The sequence below is a fragment of the Erythrobacter sp. JB1-7 genome, assembly GCF_057365015.1.
Genome location: NZ_CP200291.1, coordinates 135394 through 155358 on the forward strand (window position 1 = coordinate 135394; position 19965 = coordinate 155358).

General features: G+C 58.4%; 17 protein-coding genes, 1 tRNA gene and 1 pseudogene. 11 read left to right on the forward strand and 8 right to left on the reverse strand.

The window, feature by feature from the left end; all coding sequences use genetic code 11:
* The first annotated feature begins 8 nt into the window (after positions 1 to 8).
* Together lpdA and AC0V6W_RS00685 are read left to right on the forward strand one after the other, a co-directional pair.
* Positions 9 to 1424: a dihydrolipoyl dehydrogenase gene (gene lpdA / locus AC0V6W_RS00680; protein WP_486146183.1), complete on the forward strand. Its 1416-nt coding sequence runs from the start codon at positions 9 to 11 to the stop codon at positions 1422 to 1424.
* A gap of 14 nt (positions 1425 to 1438) precedes the next feature.
* A complete protein-coding gene (locus AC0V6W_RS00685) occupies positions 1439 to 2062 on the forward strand; it encodes a hypothetical protein (protein WP_486146185.1) in 624 nt (207 codons plus the stop codon).
* Positions 2063 to 2084: 22 nt separating this feature from the next.
* On the opposite strand, the gene AC0V6W_RS00690 is transcribed toward AC0V6W_RS00685, so the two are convergent.
* Positions 2085 to 2174: transfer RNA gene (locus AC0V6W_RS00690), tRNA-Ser, on the reverse strand.
* 117 nt (positions 2175 to 2291) lie between these two features.
* On the opposite strand from AC0V6W_RS00690, the gene AC0V6W_RS00695 reads away from it, so the two are divergent.
* From AC0V6W_RS00695 to mazG, 9 genes and pseudogenes are all read left to right on the forward strand, one after another.
* Entirely contained in the window at positions 2292 to 3335 is a 1044-nt protein-coding gene (locus AC0V6W_RS00695) for a lytic murein transglycosylase (protein WP_486146187.1), read from the forward strand.
* Positions 3336 to 3373: 38 nt separating this feature from the next.
* The gene (locus tag AC0V6W_RS00700) at positions 3374 to 4612 is read left to right on the forward strand and encodes a D-alanyl-D-alanine carboxypeptidase family protein (RefSeq protein WP_486146189.1); all 1239 of its coding nucleotides are present in this window, start codon (positions 3374 to 3376) and stop codon (positions 4610 to 4612) included.
* Positions 4609 to 5268: a dTMP kinase gene (gene tmk / locus AC0V6W_RS00705; protein ID WP_486151412.1), complete on the forward strand. Its 660-nt coding sequence runs from the start codon at positions 4609 to 4611 to the stop codon at positions 5266 to 5268. Before AC0V6W_RS00700 ends, tmk begins: the two co-directional genes overlap by 4 nt.
* Positions 5261 to 6226 (forward strand): DNA polymerase III subunit delta', encoded by a 966-nt coding sequence (locus AC0V6W_RS00710; protein WP_486146191.1) that lies wholly within the window; start codon positions 5261 to 5263, stop codon positions 6224 to 6226. The genes tmk and AC0V6W_RS00710 overlap by 8 nt, the downstream gene beginning before the upstream one ends.
* A pseudogene (gene metG / locus AC0V6W_RS00715) lies at positions 6219 to 7794 on the forward strand (methionine--tRNA ligase). The gene AC0V6W_RS00710 and the pseudogene metG overlap by 8 nt, the downstream one beginning before the upstream one ends.
* On the forward strand, positions 7794 to 8570 hold the full coding sequence (locus AC0V6W_RS00720; RefSeq protein WP_486146193.1) for a TatD family hydrolase: 777 nt from the start codon (positions 7794 to 7796) through the stop codon (positions 8568 to 8570). The pseudogene metG and the gene AC0V6W_RS00720 overlap by 1 nt, the downstream one beginning before the upstream one ends.
* Positions 8567 to 9349: an MBL fold metallo-hydrolase gene (locus tag AC0V6W_RS00725; RefSeq protein ID WP_486146195.1), complete on the forward strand. Its 783-nt coding sequence runs from the start codon at positions 8567 to 8569 to the stop codon at positions 9347 to 9349. Before AC0V6W_RS00720 ends, AC0V6W_RS00725 begins: the two co-directional genes overlap by 4 nt.
* Entirely contained in the window at positions 9346 to 9522 is a 177-nt protein-coding gene (locus tag AC0V6W_RS00730; protein ID WP_486146197.1) for a hypothetical protein, read from the forward strand. Before AC0V6W_RS00725 ends, AC0V6W_RS00730 begins: the two co-directional genes overlap by 4 nt.
* 79 nt (positions 9523 to 9601) lie before the next feature.
* Positions 9602 to 10399, forward strand: coding sequence for a nucleoside triphosphate pyrophosphohydrolase (gene mazG / locus AC0V6W_RS00735; protein WP_486146199.1), 798 nt, complete (start codon positions 9602 to 9604; stop codon positions 10397 to 10399).
* Here mazG and hflX read toward each other — a convergent pair.
* The 7 genes from hflX to dusB all read right to left on the reverse strand — a co-directional run bounded on the left by hflX (position 10396) and on the right by dusB (position 19920).
* Positions 10396 to 11694, reverse strand: coding sequence for a GTPase HflX (hflX, locus tag AC0V6W_RS00740; protein WP_486146201.1), 1299 nt, complete (start codon positions 11692 to 11694; stop codon positions 10396 to 10398). The genes mazG and hflX overlap by 4 nt on opposite strands.
* Positions 11695 to 11757: 63 nt before the next feature.
* On the reverse strand, positions 11758 to 12357 hold the full coding sequence (hfq, locus tag AC0V6W_RS00745) for an RNA chaperone Hfq (protein WP_486146203.1): 600 nt from the start codon (positions 12355 to 12357) through the stop codon (positions 11758 to 11760).
* 163 nt (positions 12358 to 12520) lie between these two features.
* Positions 12521 to 13909: a nitrogen assimilation response regulator NtrX gene (ntrX, locus tag AC0V6W_RS00750; RefSeq protein ID WP_486146205.1), complete on the reverse strand. Its 1389-nt coding sequence runs from the start codon at positions 13907 to 13909 to the stop codon at positions 12521 to 12523.
* 40 nt (positions 13910 to 13949) lie between these two features.
* The gene (locus AC0V6W_RS00755; RefSeq protein ID WP_486151414.1) at positions 13950 to 16211 is read right to left on the reverse strand and encodes a sensor histidine kinase; all 2262 of its coding nucleotides are present in this window, start codon (positions 16209 to 16211) and stop codon (positions 13950 to 13952) included.
* A 76-nt stretch (positions 16212 to 16287) separates the two neighbouring features.
* Positions 16288 to 17748, reverse strand: coding sequence for a sigma 54-interacting transcriptional regulator (locus AC0V6W_RS00760; RefSeq protein ID WP_486146207.1), 1461 nt, complete (start codon positions 17746 to 17748; stop codon positions 16288 to 16290).
* A gap of 7 nt (positions 17749 to 17755) precedes the next feature.
* Positions 17756 to 18892: a two-component system sensor histidine kinase NtrB gene (locus AC0V6W_RS00765; protein WP_486146209.1), complete on the reverse strand. Its 1137-nt coding sequence runs from the start codon at positions 18890 to 18892 to the stop codon at positions 17756 to 17758.
* 11 nt (positions 18893 to 18903) lie between these two features.
* Positions 18904 to 19920 (reverse strand): tRNA dihydrouridine synthase DusB, encoded by a 1017-nt coding sequence (dusB, locus tag AC0V6W_RS00770; protein ID WP_486146211.1) that lies wholly within the window; start codon positions 19918 to 19920, stop codon positions 18904 to 18906.
* Positions 19921 to 19965 lie beyond the last annotated feature (45 nt).

Consider the following 19965-nt stretch of genomic DNA (forward strand, 5'->3'; position numbering starts at 1 on the left):
ATCACACCATGGCTGAAACCCAATATGACGTAATCGTGCTTGGCTCTGGGCCGGGCGGCTATGTGGCTGCCATCCGGGCCGCGCAATTGGGCCTGAAAGCCGCCATTGTTGAGCGCGAGAACCTGGGGGGCATCTGCCTCAACTGGGGCTGTATCCCGACCAAAGCGCTGCTGCGCTCGGCTGAGATCAAGCACTATATGGACAATGCGGCAAATTACGGCTTGAAAGTCGCAGGCGCGATTGAGGCGGATCTGGACGCTATCGTCAAACGCTCTCGCGGGGTGGCCAAACAGCTCAATCAGGGGGTCGCCCACCTGATGAAGAAGAACAAGGTCACCGTCCACATGGGCGAGGGCAAGCTGACCGGGCCAACCACCCTTGAGGTGACATCGGACAAAGGCACTCAGACACTCAGCGCAAAGCACGTAATCGTGGCTACAGGCGCACGAGCGCGCGATCTGCCGTTTGCACCTGCCGATGGAAAGCGCGTGTGGACCTATCGCCATGCGATGGTGCCGGGCGAGATGCCCACAAAGCTGCTGGTGATCGGATCAGGCGCAATCGGGATCGAGTTTGCAAGCTTCTACAACGATATGGGCGCCGATGTGACCGTGGTAGAGATGCTGGACCGGATCGTCCCAGTTGAGGATGCTGACGTTTCCACCTTCCTTGCCAAATCGCTCAAGAAACAGGGCATAACCATCATGACCGGCGCAGGGGTCGAAGGGATTGAGGTCGGCGGCAAAAGCGTCAAAGCCACGATCAAGGATGCCAAAGGCGCGGTGGAGACGGCTGAATACAGCCACGTCATCACCGCTATCGGCATTCAGCCTAACACCGAAAATATCGGGATAGATGCACTGGCGGAAATGGATCGCGGCTTCATCCAGATTGACCCGTATGGCCGCACCAAAACGGCGGGCCTTTGGGCCATTGGCGATTGCACGCCCGGCCCGTGGCTGGCGCACAAAGCCAGCCACGAAGGGGTGACCTGCGCCGAAGCGATTGCGCAGGAGCTTGGCAACAAAGATGTGCATCCCCATCCGCTCAACCGCGATGCGATACCCGGCTGCACCTATTGCCATCCGCAAGTCGCCAGCGTCGGCATGACAGAGGCCGCGGCGCGCGATGCTGGTCTGGACATTAAGGTCGGCAATTTCCCCTTTATCGGCAATGGCAAAGCCATCGCGCTGGGCGAAGCAGAAGGCTTTATCAAAACCGTCTTTGATGCAGGCACAGGCGAGCTTTTGGGCGCGCATATGGTGGGCGCCGAAGTGACCGAACTGATCCAGGGTTATACCGTGGGCAAAACGCTGGAGACAACCGAGGAAGAGCTGATGCAAACCGTCTTCCCGCATCCGACTTTGTCAGAAATGATGCATGAAAGCGTGCTCGATGCTTACGGGCGGGCTCTCCATATGTAAGCGCAAGAGGAGCGATGATGACGGAAAAGACAGAATTGTCCGTTGCCTTTCCCACGCCGTGTGACGAGCCTTGGGATGGTATGAGCAGTGAGCAAGGCTGCCACCGGCACTGCGCTGTGTGTGAACGCACAGTTCACGACCTTGAAGCGATGACATTTGAAGAGGCGCAAGCGCTGCTTGCCATGGATGAAGAGGCCTGTGTCAGAGCTAAAGTCGGCGCAGATGGCGCGATCAAGCTCGCAGACAGAAACGGGCAAGGGCAACGCCGGTTAAAGGCCGCCTTGGGCGGGGCCGCAACTTTGGCGATGGCGGCGTGTTCGTCCGTGGATGGACCAGCGGTTTCGCCTCGCTTCACTGTTGCTGGGTCAGTTGAACCCTATCAACGCAATGCACAGATCATATTGGAAGGAGCAATACGCAGCTACAAAACGCGCGCGCAAAACGATGCCACCTTTCAGTTCACCAACCTTAAGCCGGGAACATACAAGCTGGTTGTTCAAGACTATTGTGGGAAACAAACCCGCATTGAACAGCTGCACGTGGGCGAGGATGATGTGAATGTTGGCAAGCTGGACTGGGAAGCGGACTGCATCATCGTAGGCAAGATGACACCTGCCGACCCGCCATCGCGCGCGTAGACTGCGGTTGCTTGAAATAGGGTGGCGGACAGTCAGGGATTCGAACCCTGGAAGGGCTTGCACCCTTGCTGGTTTTCAAGACCAGTGCATTCGACCACTCTGCCAACTGTCCGCACGAGATGGGTCTGTGAGCGAGGCTCTCTAGCGGGGGATTTCGCGATTGTCACCATGGGAGTGTCACGCGATTTGGTTATAGAGGGTTCATGCTGATTATGAGATACCCGAACCCATGCTGAAACACTCAACTCCTTTCGCTTTCCTGATCGCTGTTATCGCGATGTTCGGTGCCTTTGCCACGCCCGCCTTTGCGCAGGTGCAGGCGCGCGATGGCATTGCCTTTGATGCCTATATGGAGCTGCTCAAAGCCCGCGCCAGAGCCGAAGGGGTGAGCGAGCAGACGCTGGCGCGCATGACATCGGGGCTGACACCGAATGCGCGGGTGATTCGGCTCGATCAGGGGCAGCCGGGCACGCCGACACGGCGCGGCTATCCTGCGCTTGCCCCCTATATCCGCACGCATGTCAATTCGGTGCGGATTGGTGGCGGACAAAATGTCTATCGCCAAAATCGCAGCATGCTGGGCCGGGTCGAAGCGGAATACGGTGTGCCGGCAGAGATTATCGTTGCCATTTTCGGGCATGAAACCAGCTATGGCCGGATCCGGGGTAATTTCGATCTGTCGCGCAGTCTGGCAACGCTCGCATGGGAAGGCCGCCGGCGCGAACTGTTCGCTGGCGAATGGGTGGCGCTGATGCAAGTGGCGGATCGGGGCTATTCGCGCGGTCAGCTGATCGGCAGCTATGCCGGTGCATTTGGCAATCCGCAGTTTCTGCCGAGCGTTTATCTGCGGCTTGCCGCCGATGGCGACGGTGATGGCCGCGCCAATATCTTCTCCAACCGGGCAGACACATTTGCTTCTATCGCCAACTATTTCCGCGATGCCGGATGGCGCACCGGCCAGCCATGGGGCGTGCGCGCGAATGTGCCGGCGGGTTTCGATGTCGATGCTTACAAGACCAAGCTGAAAGCCGCCGTTTGCCCGCGCGTCCATGAACGCCACAGCCAGTGGAAGACGGTGGCCGAATGGCGCAATCTTGGCGTCGCCCCGCAGCGTTTTCTGCCCGATGACACGCTGGTCTCGTTGTTCCAGCCTGATGGTCCGGGCCAGCCCGCCTGGCTGCTGACGGGTAATTACCGGGTGATCCTAGAATACAATTGCTCCAACTATTACGCGATGAGCGTTGGCCTGCTGGCTGATGCAATCGTGAACTGAGCAGCGACTACCGCTCGCAAATCGGTGTGCGCGCGGCTATGCGTCACGGATATGTGGTGTTTGTGTTTGGGTTTCTGGTTGTGAAAAGATCAAAGCTCGTGCTGGCGGTGATGGCAGCGCCTGCTCTGGCCATGCTCGCCAGCGCGCCAGCCCATGCCCAAGTTGCTGCGCCTACCGGCGTTCCATCTGAGCGCGATGCGCCTGTTGCGATGCTAGTCGATATCTCCAGCGGACAAGTGCTGCACGAACGCAATGCGCAAAGGCGATTTGTCCCGGCTTCTATCACCAAAGTGATGACGCTGTTTCTTGCCTTCGAATTGATCGAGGCGGGTGAGCTTGATCCGGGCCAAGTGATGACAGTCTCACCCGGCATTGCCGAAGAATGGCAGGGCAAGGGCTCGACCATGTTCCTGGAAGCGGGCGCTCAGGTTCCGCTGTCCGATATGCTGCTGGGCATTGCCAACGTGTCGGCCAATGATGCAGCCACCGTGCTGGCCAGCACCCCTATTGGCGAGACTGCGGGATCGGTTGAGGGCTGGACACAGGCGATGACGGCCAAAGCGCGCGAGATTGGCATGGTGAACAGCCATTTTGCCACGCCCAATGGCTGGCCCGATGGCGGCCAGACTTTCACCACAGCAAGCGACCTTTTGACGCTGGCGCAGGCGCTGCTTGGCCGCCACCGCGCGCATTATGATCGCTATATCGGGCGCAAGACTTTCGCTTATAACGGCATCACGCAGACCAATTACGATCCGCTGATTGAACGCTTTGCAGGCGCGGACGGGATCAAGACGGGCTTCACCAATGAAGCGGGCTACAACTATCTCGGTTCAGCCGAGCGGGATGGACAGCGCCTTGTGCTGGTCCTTGCCGGAACGCGCAGCATTGGCGCGCGCGCCAATCTGGCACGCCGATATATGGAATGGGGCTTTGCCGCTTTTGAACGCCAGCGTCTGTATGACAAAGGCGCTGTCATCAGCGAAGCGCGCGTCCAAGGCGGCGCATCGCGCATGGTCGAACTGGTGACAGACCGCGAGGTCTTTATCAATCTGCCCAAAGACAGCGCCGCTGATGGCCCCGCCGATCCATCGGTAAAAGTGCATTATCTGGGGCCACTGCGCGCGCCTATTGCTACGGGCGAAGAGGTCGGCTTTCTAGAAATTACCGCTCCTGGAATGGAGCAAGCGCGCGTGCCGCTGCTTGCCAAAAGCGCGGTTGAAGAGGCCGGGTTTTTCACCCGCATCTATAACGGCGTGCTGGGGTGGCTATCGTGACCGAGGCGGGCTCAAGGGGGCGTTTTATCGCGCTTGAAGGGGGCGAGGGCGCGGGCAAATCGACGCAGGCCAAATTGCTGATCGCGGCTTTGGAACAGCGGGGCATTGCAACCGATCTCACTCGCGAGCCGGGCGGGACACAGGGCGCAGAGGCCATTCGCGAATTGCTGCTGCATCCGCCGGGCGAAGGGTGGGGGGCTGAGGCTGAGGCCCTGCTATTCGCTGCCGCCCGCGCCGATCATGTCGCGCGCCGGATCATGCCGCAGATATCGTCAGGCACCTGGGTCATATGCGATCGCTTCGTCGATTCCAGCAGAGCCTATCAGGGCGGGGCAGGGGGATCGGGCGATGCGGCCATACAGGCCCTTCATCAATTTGGCAGCAAGGGTTTGCGGCCCGATCTCACGCTGGTGCTGGCGCTTGATCCGCAAGAGGCAGCACGGCGGCTAGCCGCGCGCGACGGCGATGAAAGCGACGCGATTGGCGGGCGCAGCGCGGATTATCATGCGAAGGTCGCGCGCGCTTTCCGCGATCAGGCGGAGCGTGATCCCGGCGGCAGCGTCATCATTGATGCCGGCGGCGATCCGCAAGAGGTTCACGCGCGCATCTGGCAAGCGGTCATGCCGTTATTGCAAGGCGAATCGGGCCATGACTGACTGGCCCAATCACGCCGCCGCATGGCGCGAATGGCGCAGCGCCCTTGGCGGCGAGCGGATGCATCATGGCTGGATCTTGGCGGGCAAAAGCGGGCTTGGCAAAAACGACTTTGCGATGGCCGCAGCGCGCGAATTGGTCGCAGAAGATGGCGTGCCGCAACCCCAGGGCGATCACCCCGATATCCTCACGCTCACCTATGGCGCAAAAAACGATAAGGAAGCGCGCCTTCAGGCCGATGGCAAACCGTTCGAACGCGCGCGTTCCATCCGCGTTGATCAGATCAGGCAAATGCAAAGGCGGCTGAACACCCGGCCAACATTGGGCGCGCGCCGAGCGATCATTATCAACCCTTCCGATGATATGGAGCGCAATGCGTCAAACGCGCTGCTCAAAAGCCTGGAGGAACCCCCGCAGGGGACGTTCTTCCTGCTGGTCACGCACCGGCCATCGCGCCTGCTGCCCACGATCCGTTCGCGCTGCCGCATGGTGCGCTTTCCCGTTATCAGCGAAAGCAATCTGCGCGCCATGCTGGAGGAGGCAGCCCCCTCAGACCCGGCGGCGATCAATGCCGCGATTGCAGCAGCGGAAGGGTCTTTTGGTGCAGCCTTGCGATTTGTGGAGCAGGATCTGGGCGGGCTCGCCGGATTGATCGAGGATTTGATCACCAAAGGCGACCCAGCGCTGGCCGCGCGCACCGACCTTGCCCGAGCGATCGGGGCGCGCGCTGATCGGGAAAGGCTTTCTGCCGTGCTCGAACTCGCGCAGGCGATCACCGCTGACCATGCGCGCAAAACGCAAGTTTCCGCCCACCGCGCACGGTTGATTGAAACCCATGCCGCCTTGGTCAAGCTTGCCGGCGAAGCGCCCAGCTACAATTACGATACCGGCCTTTTGACAATGCAAATCGGCACCTTGCTTAGCGAGGCCGCGCCCGCTAGCGAACACGCCCATGGCTGAACCCTCAAACGCCCCGTATTACATCACCACTGCGATAAGCTATCCCAATGGCCGCCCGCATATCGGCCATGCCTATGAAGCGATTTCCTCCGATGTGATCGCGCGGTTTCAGCGCTTGCAGGGCCGCGATGTGCGCTTTCAAACGGGCACCGATGAACACGGCCTCAAAATGGCGCGCAAAGCCGAAGAACAGGGCCGCACCCCGCGTGAACTTGCCGATGAGATGTCGGGGTATTTCCAGGATATGTGCGCAGCGCTTAATATCAGCCATGATCGCTTTATCCGCACGGTTGAGGATGATCACCACCGCGCCAGCCAAGCTATCTGGCAGCGCATGGAGGCAGCAGGCGACCTTTATCTCGACCGTTATGAAGGATGGTATTCGGTCCGCGACGAGGCCTATTACGATGAAAGCGAGCTGACGACAGGGGAGGGGGCGAGAAGCTTTCCCCCAAGGCACGCCGGTGGAATGGACGGTTGAGGAAAGCTGGTTTTTCCGGCTTTCGAAGTATCAGGACCGCTTGCTCGAATTGCTTCGCTCTGACGGTTTCTTAGAACCTGTCAGCCGCCGCAATGAAATGATCGCTTTTGTTGAACAGGGCCTGCGCGATCTCTCGATCAGCCGCACCAGCTTTGATTGGGGCGTGAAAGTCCCCGGATCTGACAATCATGTGATGTATGTCTGGGTCGATGCGCTTACCAATTACCTCACCGGGCTGGGTTTTCCTGATGAGACTGCGAATTATCCCAAATTCTGGCCCGCCAATTTGCATCTGATCGGCAAGGATATCGTGCGCTTTCACGCGGTCTATTGGCCCGCATTTTTGATGAGCGCCGATTTGCCTTTGCCAAAACAGGTGTTTGGCCACGGATTTCTGCTCAATCGGGGGCAAAAGGAATCCAAATCGCTCGGCAATGTGACCGATCCTTTGGCCTTGGCCGATCAGTTTGGCGTTGATGCCCTGCGCTATTTCCTGATGCGCGAAGTCGCTTTTGGCAAAGATGGCAGCTATTCACCCGAAGCGATTGTGGAACGCGCCAATGCCGAACTTGCCAACAGTTTTGGCAACCTGGCGCAGCGCACTTTGTCGATGATCCATAAGAATATGGACGGGGCGATTGAACTTTTTGATGCGGCCCCTGCCGATGATGATCTGGCCAGCACCGTCAGCGATGCGTGCCGGCGCGAATTGCCGCGAGAATTTAACGCGCTCAACTTTTCAGCCGGGATTGATGCGTGGATGCGCGCGGTGTTTGCGTGCAATCAATATGTTGATGAACAGGCTCCGTGGGCGCTGAAAAAAACTGATCCTGACCGCATGAGAGTGGTCTTGCAAACCCTGTTTATGGCGATCCGTGATCTGACCATTGCGATCCAACCGGTGGTTCCGGGTAAAGCATCCGCACTGCTCGATCAGCTTGGCATTGCTCCTGATGCGCGCAGTTATAGTGCGCTGGACAATGCCGATTGGTATCGCAATCTCGTCGAAAGCGGCTTTGTCCTCAGCAAACCGACGCCTTTGTTCCCGCGCCTCGAATTGCCCGAGGATGCAGGGGAGGGGGCGTAATGCTCGTCGATAGCCATTGTCACCTTGAATATAAGGGCGTGATTGAAGACCAGCAGGGCGTGCTGGAACGCGCGCGCGGTGCAGGGGTGGGGGCGTTCCTCAACATCTCGACCAAACAAACCGAATGGGACCAGGTCGTCGCCACCGCCATACGCGAAGATGACGTGTTCGCCAGTGTCGGCATTCACCCGCACGAAGCAGACGCCCACGCTGATCTGCCCCGCGAGGTGCTGTTTGCTGCCACGCAAAACCCGCGCGTCATCGCCATTGGAGAAACCGGGCTCGATTATTATTACGAACATTCGGACCGCGAAACGCAGGCCAAATTGTTCCGCATGCATATCGATGTCGCGCGCGAAACGGGCCTGCCCGTCATCATCCACACGCGCGATGCAGAAGCTGACACATTTGCCATTCTGGACGATGAAATGGGCAAGGGCGCGTTTCCAGCGCTCATCCATTGCTTCACCGCGTCGGCTGAATTTGGCCAGAAAGTGCTCGATCTGGGGCTGACCATTTCGCTTTCGGGCATAGTCACATTCAAGAATGCGAAAGAGCTGCAAGCGGTCGCCAAAACCGTGCCGGAAGACCGATTGCTGGTGGAAACCGACAGCCCGTTTCTTGCCCCGGTGCCGCATCGCGGCCGCCCGTGTGAGCCTGCTTTTGTTGCAGACACCGCGCAATTTGTGGCGGACCTGCGCGGCGAAACGCGCGAGCATCTGGCTGCTGTTACCACTCGCAATTTTGCGCGTCTTTTCAGCAAGGCTGGCTTGTGAAATTCATCATGCTCGGCTCTGGCACCTCAACAGGTGTGCCCCGGCTTGGCGGAGAGGATGGCGCGGGCGATTGGGGCGATTGCGACCCTGATGAACCCCGCAACAGACGCACGCGGGTCTCCATTCTGGTGGAAAGCGATGATGGCGCGCGGGTTCTGGTTGACACATCCTCTGATTGCCGCGCGCAATTGCTGCGGCACCAGATCGGGCGGCTTGATTGCGTGTTCTGGACGCACGACCACGCCGATCACTGCCACGGCATCGACGATTTACGCGTGCTGAGATATGGCCGCGGCGGCCCGATACCGGGCTATGCCTCGACAGAAACAGTACGCCGTCTGCGCCAGCGGTTCGGCTATGTCTTTGCAGGTCAGGATGGGTATCCGACCATTGTGACGCTCGACACGCTTGACCGGTTGCGGATGATCGCCGGATTTGGCGTGGAGTTCTGCCAAATGGCGCATGGCAGCGGCGAAACCACCGGATACAGATTCGAAGCGGATGGCAAATCCATTGCCTATGCAACCGATTACAGCGCCATAAACGATGCCATGATCGAATGTTTCGAAGACGTCGATATCTTGGTTAGCGATTGTTTAAGACGCGATCCGCACCCAACGCATGCCAATCTGGACCTGGCGATAGAGCTTGGCGAACGCTGCGGCGCAAAGCAAATCGTGCTCAGCCACCTTGATAAAAGCATGGATTACCGCACACTGGAGGCAGAAACGCCCGATCATGTGATCGTTGGCTTTGATGGGTTGGAGATGACAGCATGAATGATGTTGCGATTGTTTCAGTGATAGCAATGCTGGGCTGGCTGGTTCTGGCTGGCGGTGCGCTGGCTTCATTCAAATTGAGCTGGGGCAAAATGGTGCAATTGATCCTGATCTGGGCCTGCATCTTTACCGGCGGCTTTCTGGTCGCCAACCTGATGGGACTTGAGCTTTGAGGGTGAGCATCCCTGTCTACGGGGTGCCAATATTTAACATAATATATATTATCAATCTTGCTGAGGCGAGGTTCTTGCGATGAGCGAGCCCGCCAAAAAACCCGCCGCGCAGACCCCTATCGGCCGTCTCCTCGCTATCATGGCGCAATTGCGCAATCCTGATGGCGGATGCGAATGGGATCTGGCGCAGAATTTCAGGACAATCGCACCGTACACGATCGAAGAAGCTTACGAAGTTGCCGAGGCGATTGAGCGCGGCGATATGGCGGAATTGCGCGATGAGCTTGGCGATCTGCTGCTGCAAGTCGTCTTTCATGCGCGCATGGCGCAAGAAACTGGTGCATTCGATTTTGACGATGTCGCAGACGCTATCAGCGACAAGATGGAAGCGCGCCATCCACATATTTTTTGCGATGCTGGCGGGACCATGGGCGAACAACGCTGGGAAACGATCAAAGCCGCCGAACGCGGTGAAAAAGGCATGCAAAGCGCGGTGGACGGCGTGGCCTTGGCTTTACCGGCCTTGATGCGCGCGCAAAAATTGCAGAAACGCGCCGCGCGTACAGGGTTTGACTGGCCCGATACCGATGGTCCTGAGGCCAAGGTTTTTGAGGAAATACAGGAGCTTAAAACGGCAAGGTCACCATCACACAAAGCCGAAGAAGCAGGCGATTTTCTGTTTGCAGCGGTGAACCTGGTGCGGGCGCATGGGATCGACGCAGAAGAAGCCCTTCGCGCGGCAAATTCCAAGTTTGAACGCCGTTTTCGCGGGATGGAACAGCGCGCCCAGGGTGATTTTGCTGACCTGGATCTCGATCAAAAAGAAAGCCTGTGGCAGGCCGTGAAGGCTGATGAGAAAGGCAGCGGCAGCGCCTAAAGCGTCGCGTATTGCCCCAATTCCTTGGGGTTAAGGCGCACGATCAGCTCGCGTTCTGGCCCCGCATCCCCTTCTCCCGCATCTGTATCGCTGCGCACATCGCCGTGCGCGTGCAGCCATGCGATCCGGCGGCCATCGCTGGCGGGCAATCTTATCGTCACTTCGCGCGCGGTCGCGGTCAGCATATCGGCGATGCGCGCTTCAAAACTTTCCATCCCGCTGCCATCAAGCGCAGAGAGCAGCACAGCGCCAGAATTGGCCGCTGCTGTCTCCAATTCTGCCAAATGGTCTGCGTCCAGCAAATCGGCCTTGTTCCAAACCTCGAGGATGGGAATGTCGCCCTCCCCCGTTTCGGGATCGACCACGTCAAGATCGCTCAAAACCTCGATAACCTGCTTTTTCTGTGCGGCATGCGCTTCGCTGGAAATATCGCGCACATGGCAAATGATGTCCGCACCGGTGACTTCTTCGAGTGTTGCCCGGAAAGCGGCGACCAATTGGGTGGGCAAATCGGAGATAAAGCCGACCGTGTCCGACAATATAGCCTTTTCAACGCCCGGCAGGCTGATCGCGCGCATCGTGGGATCGAGCGTTGCGAACAGCATATCCTCTGCCATCACCTCTGCGCCCGTTAGCCGGTTGAACAGGCTAGATTTTCCCGCATTGGTATACCCAACCAGCGCAATCACAGGCCAGGGTGCCCTTCCCCGCCTTTCGCGGTGCAAGGCGCGCGTTTTACGCACTTGTTCGAGCTCCCGCCTGAGCCGCGCCATGCGCTGGCGGATCATCCGCCTGTCGGCCTCAATCTGGGTTTCGCCCGGACCGCCCAGAAAGCCAAACCCGCCGCGTTGCCGTTCAAGGTGTGTCCAACTGCGCACCAATCGGCTTTGTTGATAGTCGAGATGCGCCAGCTCAACCTGCAAGCGGCCTTCCGCCGTGGCGGCGCGTTCGCCAAAGATTTCCAGAATTAACCCTGTGCGATCAATGACTTTGCGCTTGAACTTGTCTTCAAGATTGCGCTGCTGGATTGGCGTCAAAGCGCCATCGACAATCACCAGCTCCGCCTCGTGCAGCTCGCAATCGGTTTTTATGCGTTCAACCTGCCCTGATCCGAACAAAGTGTTGGGCTGCATCTGGCGGATCGTGAACACTTCGGAATGCGCGATGACCACCCCAATGGCGAGCGCCAGGCCTTGTGCCTCCTCAAGCCGTTCCTTGGCGCTGAGGTCATAAGACAGGCTGCGCACATCCGGGCACAACACAAGGGCCCGCGCACCGCGGGTCACCTCGTCCATCAAGTCATCATCGAAGCTCAGTCGTCTATCCTAGAATGGGCGGGGCCGCAGCGGGCCGTGCCCTCACCCTTCATCCAGCTCGCCAAATTCAGGATCGTCATCATCATCAGTGAGATCGACTGGCGTGGCTGGCTGAATGGTCGAAACCGCGTGCTTATAGGCCAGTTGCACCGCCCCTTCACGCTCGAGCAGCATGCAGAACAGATCATAGGACGCGATCCGCCCCTGCAACATCACCCCGTTCACCAGGAACATGGTAACCTGCACATTCGCCTCGCTCACCCGGCTGAGGAAAATGTCCTGCAACAATCGCTGTTTGGAGTTGCCCGTACGCATCTCAAACTGATCGGCATCGACCGGTTGTCCCGGCATGATCGTCGAAATGGCGTGCTTATACACCAATTGCGACTGTCCATCGCGGCGCAAAAGGATCGAAAAATTGTCAAACCATGTGACAATCCCTTGAAGTTTAACGCCTTTTACCAGAAACATGGTGACAGGAATTTTGTTTTTGCGCAGGAAATTCAGAAACGCGTCTTGGAGATTGCCTGCGCCTGCCTTGCCGCGCGCACCTGATGAGCGCGACGAATTACCGCTTTGCACCGCATCTGATTGCTCAGAGGCAGGCCGTGGGCGCGGAGAGAGAGTTCGCCCATTTGACATGTTTTATGCTCCTATTATTGGCGGCCGCTTTTGCGGTCCGCGGTAGAACGGTTGAAGTGATCGATCACTTACAGCGCCCTCACCCTTTTATGCCTTTGACTAGGCATAGGAGCAATGCTTGAATTGCTTTACAGCCAAATGGATGCGTTTTTCTTGCAGCAGGTCAGTCTTTACGCACGTTTTCGCGCCGTTCTGCCATGCCAAGCAATTTGAGTTTGCGGTGCAAAGCTGACCTCTCCATCCCGATAAACGTCGCCGTTTTGGAGATATTGCCAGAGAATCGGCGGATCTGAATGGTGAGATATTCGCGCTCAAAGCTCTCGCGCGCCTCTCTTAATGGCACACCCATCATCGCGGAAAGCCCCTGTCCTGATGCGGCAAGGCGCCCTCCAGTAATTTCGGCGGGCAGCATATCGGTTTCCACCATAGTCAGCCGTTCGCGCGGGGTCATGATGATGATGCGTTCCACGACATTGCGCAATTGGCGCACATTGCCCGGCCAGTCATAAGCCTGGAACGCCGCCATCGCTTCTTCCGAGATGTCGGGCGGGGTGATCCCCTGATTGGTCGAATAGCGGGTGAAAAAATGCTCAGCGAGAGCGGGAATATCATCGCGTCTCTGGCTCAGGCTTGGAATGGCGACGGGCACGACATTCAGGCGGTAAAACAGGTCTTCGCGAAAGCGCTTTTCTTCCATTTCGAGCGCCAGATCGCGCGACGTTGAGGAGACAACGCGCACATCGACCCCAATCTGGCGCGTGCCCCCTACCCTCACAAAGCTTTGCTCGGTCAGCACGCGCAGGATGCGGGCCTGTGTGGAAAGCGGCATATCGGCCACTTCGTCGAGGTACAAGGTGCCGCCATCGGCCAATTCGAGCAAGCCAGAGCGTACCTGCCGCCCGTCATTTTCCTCACCGAACAATTCATGCTCAAAGCGTTCCGCCGTGATGCGTGCGGAATTTACCGTGACGAACGCTTTGTCGGCGCGCCCGCTCCAGGAATGGAGCAGCCTTGCCGCAACTTCCTTGCCTGCGCCCGCTGGCCCCGTGATCAACACGCGGCTGCCAGTGTTCGCGACGCGTTTCAATGTCGCGCGCACTGTGTTGATGGACGAGGAATTGCCGGTAAATTCCGCCCCATCCACGGCCCCTTCGCGCAGGCGCGAGTTTTCACGGCGCAGGCGTTCGGTTTCGGTTGCGCGTTCGACCAGCAAAAGCAGGCGCTCAGCCTCGAACGGTTTCTCGATAAAGTCCATCGCACCGCGTCCAATCGCGGATACGGCGGTGTCGATATTGCCATGACCGGAGAAAATGATGACCGGCAATTCAGGCTCGCGCACTTTGATCGCGTCGAGCAATTCCAGCCCGTCCATCTCGCTGCCGTGCAGCCACACATCGAGCAGCACCAAACTGGGCCGGCGTTCATCTATCGCGGCCAAAGCGCCGCGGCTTTCAGCAGCAGTGCGGCAATCATACCCCTCATCTCCGAGCACGCCGGAGACGAGTTCGCGAATATCATGCTCATCATCGACAATCAGAATATCGAGCGACATCAAAGTTTCCTTGGGTTGATAGGGGTCATGTTGATACGGGTCATAATGCAGGTTCTGCCGAGGCAAGTTCGGGATCGCGGGCAAAGCGCAGGGTGACAGCGGTGCCGCCCTTTTCGCCGGTGGCAAAGCTCATATCGCCGCCATGTTCATCGACAATCTTGTTCACAATCGCGAGGCCAAGCCCGGTGCCTTTCTCACGCGTGGTGACATAGGGTTCGGTCAATCGGTCGCGGTCTGTGGGAAGGCCAATGCCGTTATCGGTGACGGTGATGACGATAAAGCCCGCATCCGCTGTGCCAGTATCGGAGATGGTATCGGTGATCCTTACCAAGACCTCGCCTGCATAGGGAGCGGGTTCGATGGCCAGTTTGGCCTCCACCGCTTCGACCGCGTTTTTAAGCACATTGGTCATCGCCTGACCCAGCTGATGACGATCGCAGCGTATGGTGGAACGCTCCGCCAGATCGAGCGTCACTTTGAAGGCGATCTTGGAATGCGCGACCTCTTGCAGGAACACCGCCTGGCGCACCAGATCCACCGGATCTTCGGGGCGGAACATGGGTTTGGGCAGACGCGCGAAAGACGAGAATTCATCCACCATTTTGCGCAAATCGCCGACCTGACGCACAATGGTGTTGGTCAATTCGTCAAACAGCTCTTCGTCCTTGTCGATCTGCTTGCGATAGCGGCGTTTGAGCCGCTCGGTGGCGAGCTGGATCGGGGTGAGCGGGTTCTTGATTTCGTGCGCGATACGGCGCGCGACATCGGACCATGCCGCCTGCCTTTGATCGAGCAATTGGCGCGTGATGTCTTCAAAAGTGATCACATGACCGCTTGATCCCGGAGCTGCTTTCACGGCCAGCGTCAGCAGCTCATTGCCGCGAGCGTGGCTGACGATCTGGCTCTCTTTGCCATCGCGCAGCATCTGGCAGATTTCGGGCGCGATATCGCTGAGCGATCGCCCCACAAGTTGATCGGATGCGGCGTCATTTTCACCGCCATTTCCCAGCAGCGACTGAGCGGATGAATTCATCAGCAGCACCCGGCTTTCGCTATCGACCGAGACAACCCCTGCGGAAACCGATTCCAGCACCGCTTCCATAAAGGCGCGCCGATCATCGATCTGGCGATTGGCGTTTACAAGCGCATCGGTTTGCTTTTCCAATTGCGCAGTCATGCGGTTAAAGGCCCGATTGAGCAGGCCAATTTCATCCGCGCCAGTGCGCCCCTCAACACGCAGTGCAAAATTGCCCTGCCCCACTTTACGCGCGGCACCGACAAGATCCGTGAGCGGTTCAACCTGACGGTCGGCAAAACGCAGCGCGAACCACACTGCCAGCCCGACCAAAAGCAGGCTGACTGCGAACAATGCAATGTTGAACCGCAATTGCAGCGTGCGCGCGTCAGCGGTCAGCGATTCATACGACGATGAAATGGCCTGCGCGCGCTCCCAGGAATTGAACAGGCTCGCCTCGGTCGTGCGTGCATTGTAGAGGTAAATCCCGCTTTCCGCATCAATCGGGGCGAGCGCCGCTATGCGTTCCGGACTGCCCGCAACTGCGACAAAATTGCCCTCATCAAGCTGCGGCAAAGCGGCCTCGCTGAATTCGAGCCAGCGATTGTCGTCCAGCAGGTTCATAATCGCAGCTGTGCGCAAAGATCCGTCGGGCAGGCGCTGCAGGATCGCGCTTTCGGTGATTTCGCGCGGTTGGGCCTGATAGGCATAGAAATCGGGGAAATTGTCATCCGACAACTGCCCACCCCGCTCGAAGAAGAAAAAGCGCAAATCGCTGGCCATGGCGATGGTTTCTTCCTGCACATCGGCTTGGTTGGCATCGTAATAACTTTGCGCCAATTCGTTGGCGTTTTCCATCAGCCCGCGCGAATCGTCTGAAAACCAGAAATCCACGCCCGACTGGAACAAAAAGGCAGCAAATCCCGCCACCAGCAAAGTCGGGACCGCAGCCACAATCGAAAAGAAGAACACAAGCCGCACATGCAGCCGCGCCGTGCTGCCCGCTGCTCTCCGCATGGCAAGCCTTCGCCCAACGAGCACCAGGATCGCCATCGCGGGAACGAGCGTTGCAATCAGCAGCAACGACGCTTGCAAAGTGGGCAGCAATTCGCCCGCTTGCCGGTCACCCGAATATGTCAAATATGTCGCAGTGATAGCCGCGATAAGTGCAATGAGAGAGGCCGCTTCCAGCCATGCAAAGATGTTCGCCTTTCGCGAAGAGACGATAAAACGCCGCCACCAGCGCGGCGAGTGACGCGGCGCAAGATTTCCGGGATCAGCGGGCATATCCATCGTGGCTTACTTACAACGCCACTGTGTCTTTCGTGCAAGTAAAAAACGCCGCACTGTCCTAAAAACTACGTCAAAGCGGTCTTGCGAAGCGATCAGGCACGATGTCGAGCTCAACGATGCGTTTGCGCAACGTATTGCGATTGATACCCAGCCATTGGGCAGCGCGCAGTTGATTACCGCTTGTCTGGCCCAGCGCGTGTTCGATCAGCGGCTTTTCAAACGCGGCCAGCACGCTGTGATAGACGGTGCCCTGCGCAGGGCTTTCAGTCTCGAGCCAAAAGGACAATGCGGAGGCAAAACCCGGCTCGTTTGCCTCGCCTGAAAGGCCAAGGCCGATGGGCGTTTCATCGCCAATAATGTCAGCCAGGCTTTGCGCGTCGATCATGTCCTCGCGCGCCATCAGAGCGAGGCGAAAGACCACATTGCGCAATTCGCGCACATTGCCGCGCCACTGGCGGGCTTCCAATATGGCCAAGGCATCAATGGTCAGGTTGCGCCTGGGCAATCCTTCTTCGGCTGCGCGGATAAAGAAATGCTGCACCAGCTCGCCAATATCCTCGCGCCGTTCGCGCAAAGGCGGCAGTTCAATCGGGACCACATTGAGCCTGTAGAACAAATCTTCGCGGAAACCGCCCGATGCAATCAAAGGCGCCAGATCGCGATTGGTCGCTGCAACAATGCGGACATCCACCGCGATTTCCTGCCGCCCGCCAACGCGCCGGATCCGGCCCGATTGAAGCGCGCGCAGCAGCCGGGTTTGCGCGTCCGCAGGCATGTCGCCGATTTCATCGAGGAACAAGGTGCCGCCATTGGCCTGTTCAAATTTACCGATGGCCTGCGCAATCGCTCCTGTAAACGCGCCCTTTTCATGCCCGAACAGCTCGCTTTCAATAAGATCAGCAGGGATCGCAGCGGTGTTGACCGCGACAAAAGGCCCAGTGCGCCGGTTGCCCAATTGATGAATGGCTTCAGCAACCAGTTCCTTGCCCGTGCCGCTTTCGCCAGTGATCAGCACGGTTAGATCATTGCGCAGAACGCGGGTGATCATCCGGTAAACCGATTGCATCGCCGGACTGCGCCCAACCAGCGGCAAGCCATCGCCATCGGCTGTGATCTCGTCGGGAATGGCCTGCGCCATTTTGCGCTGACCCGCGGCCTTGCACACGGTCTGGACCAATTCATCAAGGTCGAAAGGTTTGGGGAAATATTCAAACGCATCGCTGTCACTGGCGCGCACGGCGGTATCGAGTGTGTTTTGCGCTGACAGCACGATCACGGGCATGTCGGGCGCGGCGCTTTGCACTGCATCAAGGCTGGCCAGACCATCGCCATCATCCAGCATCACATCGGTGAGCATTACATCGTATGGGCCATCAGCCAAAAGCTCATCACGCCGCGCAATGCTGGTGCAGTGGCTGATCGCAAAGCCTTCGTCTTCCAAAGCGGCGATAATGACAGTGGCAATGGCGCGGTCATCTTCAACCAGCAGGATGCTCGCGGTGCCATCCGGGCCTGAACTGATTTGGGTCATGCCGGCCTCATCCCTTGCCCGTTGCCAGCGGCAGATGCAGCCGGAAATGCGTAAGCCGTGCGCGGGCATCGCGTTCGTGGCCGATATTGCCGTTCATATCGCGCACCAGCTTGCGCACCAAAGCCAGCCCCAGCCCCTGGCCCGATTGTTTGGAGGATACGAAGGGTTCGAAGACATAATCACGCATGGCCGGATCAATCCCGGTGCCGTTGTCGCTAATCGTGATTTCAATCGGAAGCTTGACCGCACGGCCCAGCCTGATCGCGCTGAAAGCAAGCCCGCTGACAAACCGGGTCTGCACAGTGACGCGCGCCGGATCGCCTTCATGATGATTGGCCAAAGCGGCATCGCGGGCGTTTGAGATCAGATTGATAAGAACCTGCTCCAACGCATCCCTATTGGCAAAAACCGGGGGCAAGGAGGGGTCAAACTCCTCTGTCATAATCACATCGCTGGTGCCCGATGCTTGAACAATCGCAAGCGCTGAGCGGATCGCCTCGTGCAGATTGCAGGCGGATGCGGGGTCAGGCTTTGACCTGCCCAATTGCTGCATCCGGTCAATCAACCGCGCGATCCGGTCCACTTCATCTGTGATCATCCGGGCGAGCGATTTGTCCTTGTGCGGCAATTTGCGCGCGATCAATTGCGCCGCCCCGCGAATGGCGGCCAGCGGGTTCTTAATCTCATGCGCGAGGATCGACGGCGCTCCCAGCGGGGCATTGTTGCGTTCGCCATAGATAGGGTCGTCATGGCCAAGTTCAGACATCGCCACCACTCGCCAGCCATGGCTGGATGGCATGGGCGAAACGGTGAGATTGACTTTCATCTCGCCAGAGCTGGCCGCCACCGTCAATCCGCGCGCCAAAAGGGCAGCATCGGTGTCCTCAATCCGCTCCACTACGCGCGCCTCGGTTATGGCGAGAGCTTGGACGATATGTTTGCCGATCAAGCGTTTTTCGCTTGTCCCAAGCATATTTTCAGCGGCGTGATTAACTTCGGCAATGCGCCCTTCGTGATCGATCAGGATCACCGCAAATATCAGGCCCGCAATTTGGCTGCGCGCATCGGGCCGCGTGTTTGCGGGGGTATCGCCAGGCTCATGGACAGCGTCCGAAGCTGCATCCTGCGGTGCGGGATCGGACACGATTGGCGCCATCACGCCGCTCTGCGATTGAGGAAGGGGGTATAAAACCGTTCGAGTTCGCCCAGCACTTCGTCAGGGTCGTTGATAAAGTTCGCTTTATGCCGCCATTCGGCCGAACCATGCATCCCCTTGGTGTACCAGCCCAGATGCTTGCGCGCGATCTTGGTGCCGACATCGCGGCCATAATGGTCGAGCATGCGTTCATAATGTTCCACCACGGTCGCATATTGCAGATCAAAGCTGGGTGTGGGGATGGTTTCACCCGTGCGCAGCCAATGCATCACCTGCCCCAAAAGCCACGGTTTTCCATAGGCTCCGCGCCCGATCATCAGCCCATCCGCGCCCGATTGTTCCAGCGCCTTTGCCGCATCAGCGATGGTGCAGATATCGCCATTGACGATGACAGGGATTGAAACCGCCTCTTTCACTTTGCGGATAAACGACCAATCGGCGCTGCCTTTATACATCTGATTGCGCGTGCGGCCGTGGACTGTGATCATCTTAACCCCTAGATCCTCGGCAATGCGGGCCATTTCAGGGGCATTGAGGCTTTGGTGATCCCATCCCATGCGCATTTTGACCGTGACAGGCACGTCCACCGCGTTGACGGTCGCTTCCATCAGCTTGGTCGCAAGCGGCACTTCTCGCATCAGGGCAGAGCCTGCCAATTGGCCCACAACCTTTCGCACCGGGCAGCCGAAATTGATGTCGATGATCGCTGCGCCATTGCCTTCTTGCAGCTTGGCCGCCTCGCCCATGCTGACAGGATCGCAGCCCACCAGCTGCATGGAAACGGGCTCTTCGGTTTTGTCCCACTCCGCCTTTTGCACCGATTGGCGCGTTTCGCGGATGGCCGCTTCGCTCGCGATCATTTCGGTTACGTTTAGCCCTGAGCCAAACCGGCGCACGAGAGTGCGAAACGGCTTGTCCGTCACGCCTGTCATGGGCGCAAGGATCACCGGCTCGTCAATCATGACGGGGCCGACCTTGATCGGCTTTAAGCTGGGAGGAGAGGGTAATGCTGTCATGGGGGTAATTGCCTAATTTATAGGCAGCGCATAGTGGATTGCGAA

Coding starts and splice junctions, on each gene's coding strand:
- lpdA (WP_486146183.1), top strand. CDS start 9: ATGGCTGAAACCCAATATGACGTAATCGTGCTTGGCTCTGGGCCGGGC.
- AC0V6W_RS00685 (WP_486146185.1), top strand. CDS start 1,439: ATGATGACGGAAAAGACAGAATTGTCCGTTGCCTTTCCCACGCCGTGT.
- AC0V6W_RS00695 (WP_486146187.1), top strand. CDS start 2,292: ATGCTGAAACACTCAACTCCTTTCGCTTTCCTGATCGCTGTTATCGCG.
- AC0V6W_RS00700 (WP_486146189.1), top strand. CDS start 3,374: ATGCGTCACGGATATGTGGTGTTTGTGTTTGGGTTTCTGGTTGTGAAA.
- AC0V6W_RS00710 (WP_486146191.1), top strand. CDS start 5,261: ATGACTGACTGGCCCAATCACGCCGCCGCATGGCGCGAATGGCGCAGC.
- AC0V6W_RS00720 (WP_486146193.1), top strand. CDS start 7,794: ATGCTCGTCGATAGCCATTGTCACCTTGAATATAAGGGCGTGATTGAA.
- AC0V6W_RS00730 (WP_486146197.1), top strand. CDS start 9,346: ATGAATGATGTTGCGATTGTTTCAGTGATAGCAATGCTGGGCTGGCTG.
- mazG (WP_486146199.1), top strand. CDS start 9,602: ATGAGCGAGCCCGCCAAAAAACCCGCCGCGCAGACCCCTATCGGCCGT.
- hflX (WP_486146201.1), bottom strand. CDS start 11,694: ATGGACGAGGTGACCCGCGGTGCGCGGGCCCTTGTGTTGTGCCCGGAT.
- hfq (WP_486146203.1), bottom strand. CDS start 12,357: ATGTCAAATGGGCGAACTCTCTCTCCGCGCCCACGGCCTGCCTCTGAG.
- ntrX (WP_486146205.1), bottom strand. CDS start 13,909: ATGTCGCTCGATATTCTGATTGTCGATGATGAGCATGATATTCGCGAA.
- AC0V6W_RS00755 (WP_486151414.1), bottom strand. CDS start 16,211: ATGCCCGCTGATCCCGGAAATCTTGCGCCGCGTCACTCGCCGCGCTGG.
- AC0V6W_RS00760 (WP_486146207.1), bottom strand. CDS start 17,748: ATGACCCAAATCAGTTCAGGCCCGGATGGCACCGCGAGCATCCTGCTG.
- dusB (WP_486146211.1), bottom strand. CDS start 19,920: ATGACAGCATTACCCTCTCCTCCCAGCTTAAAGCCGATCAAGGTCGGC.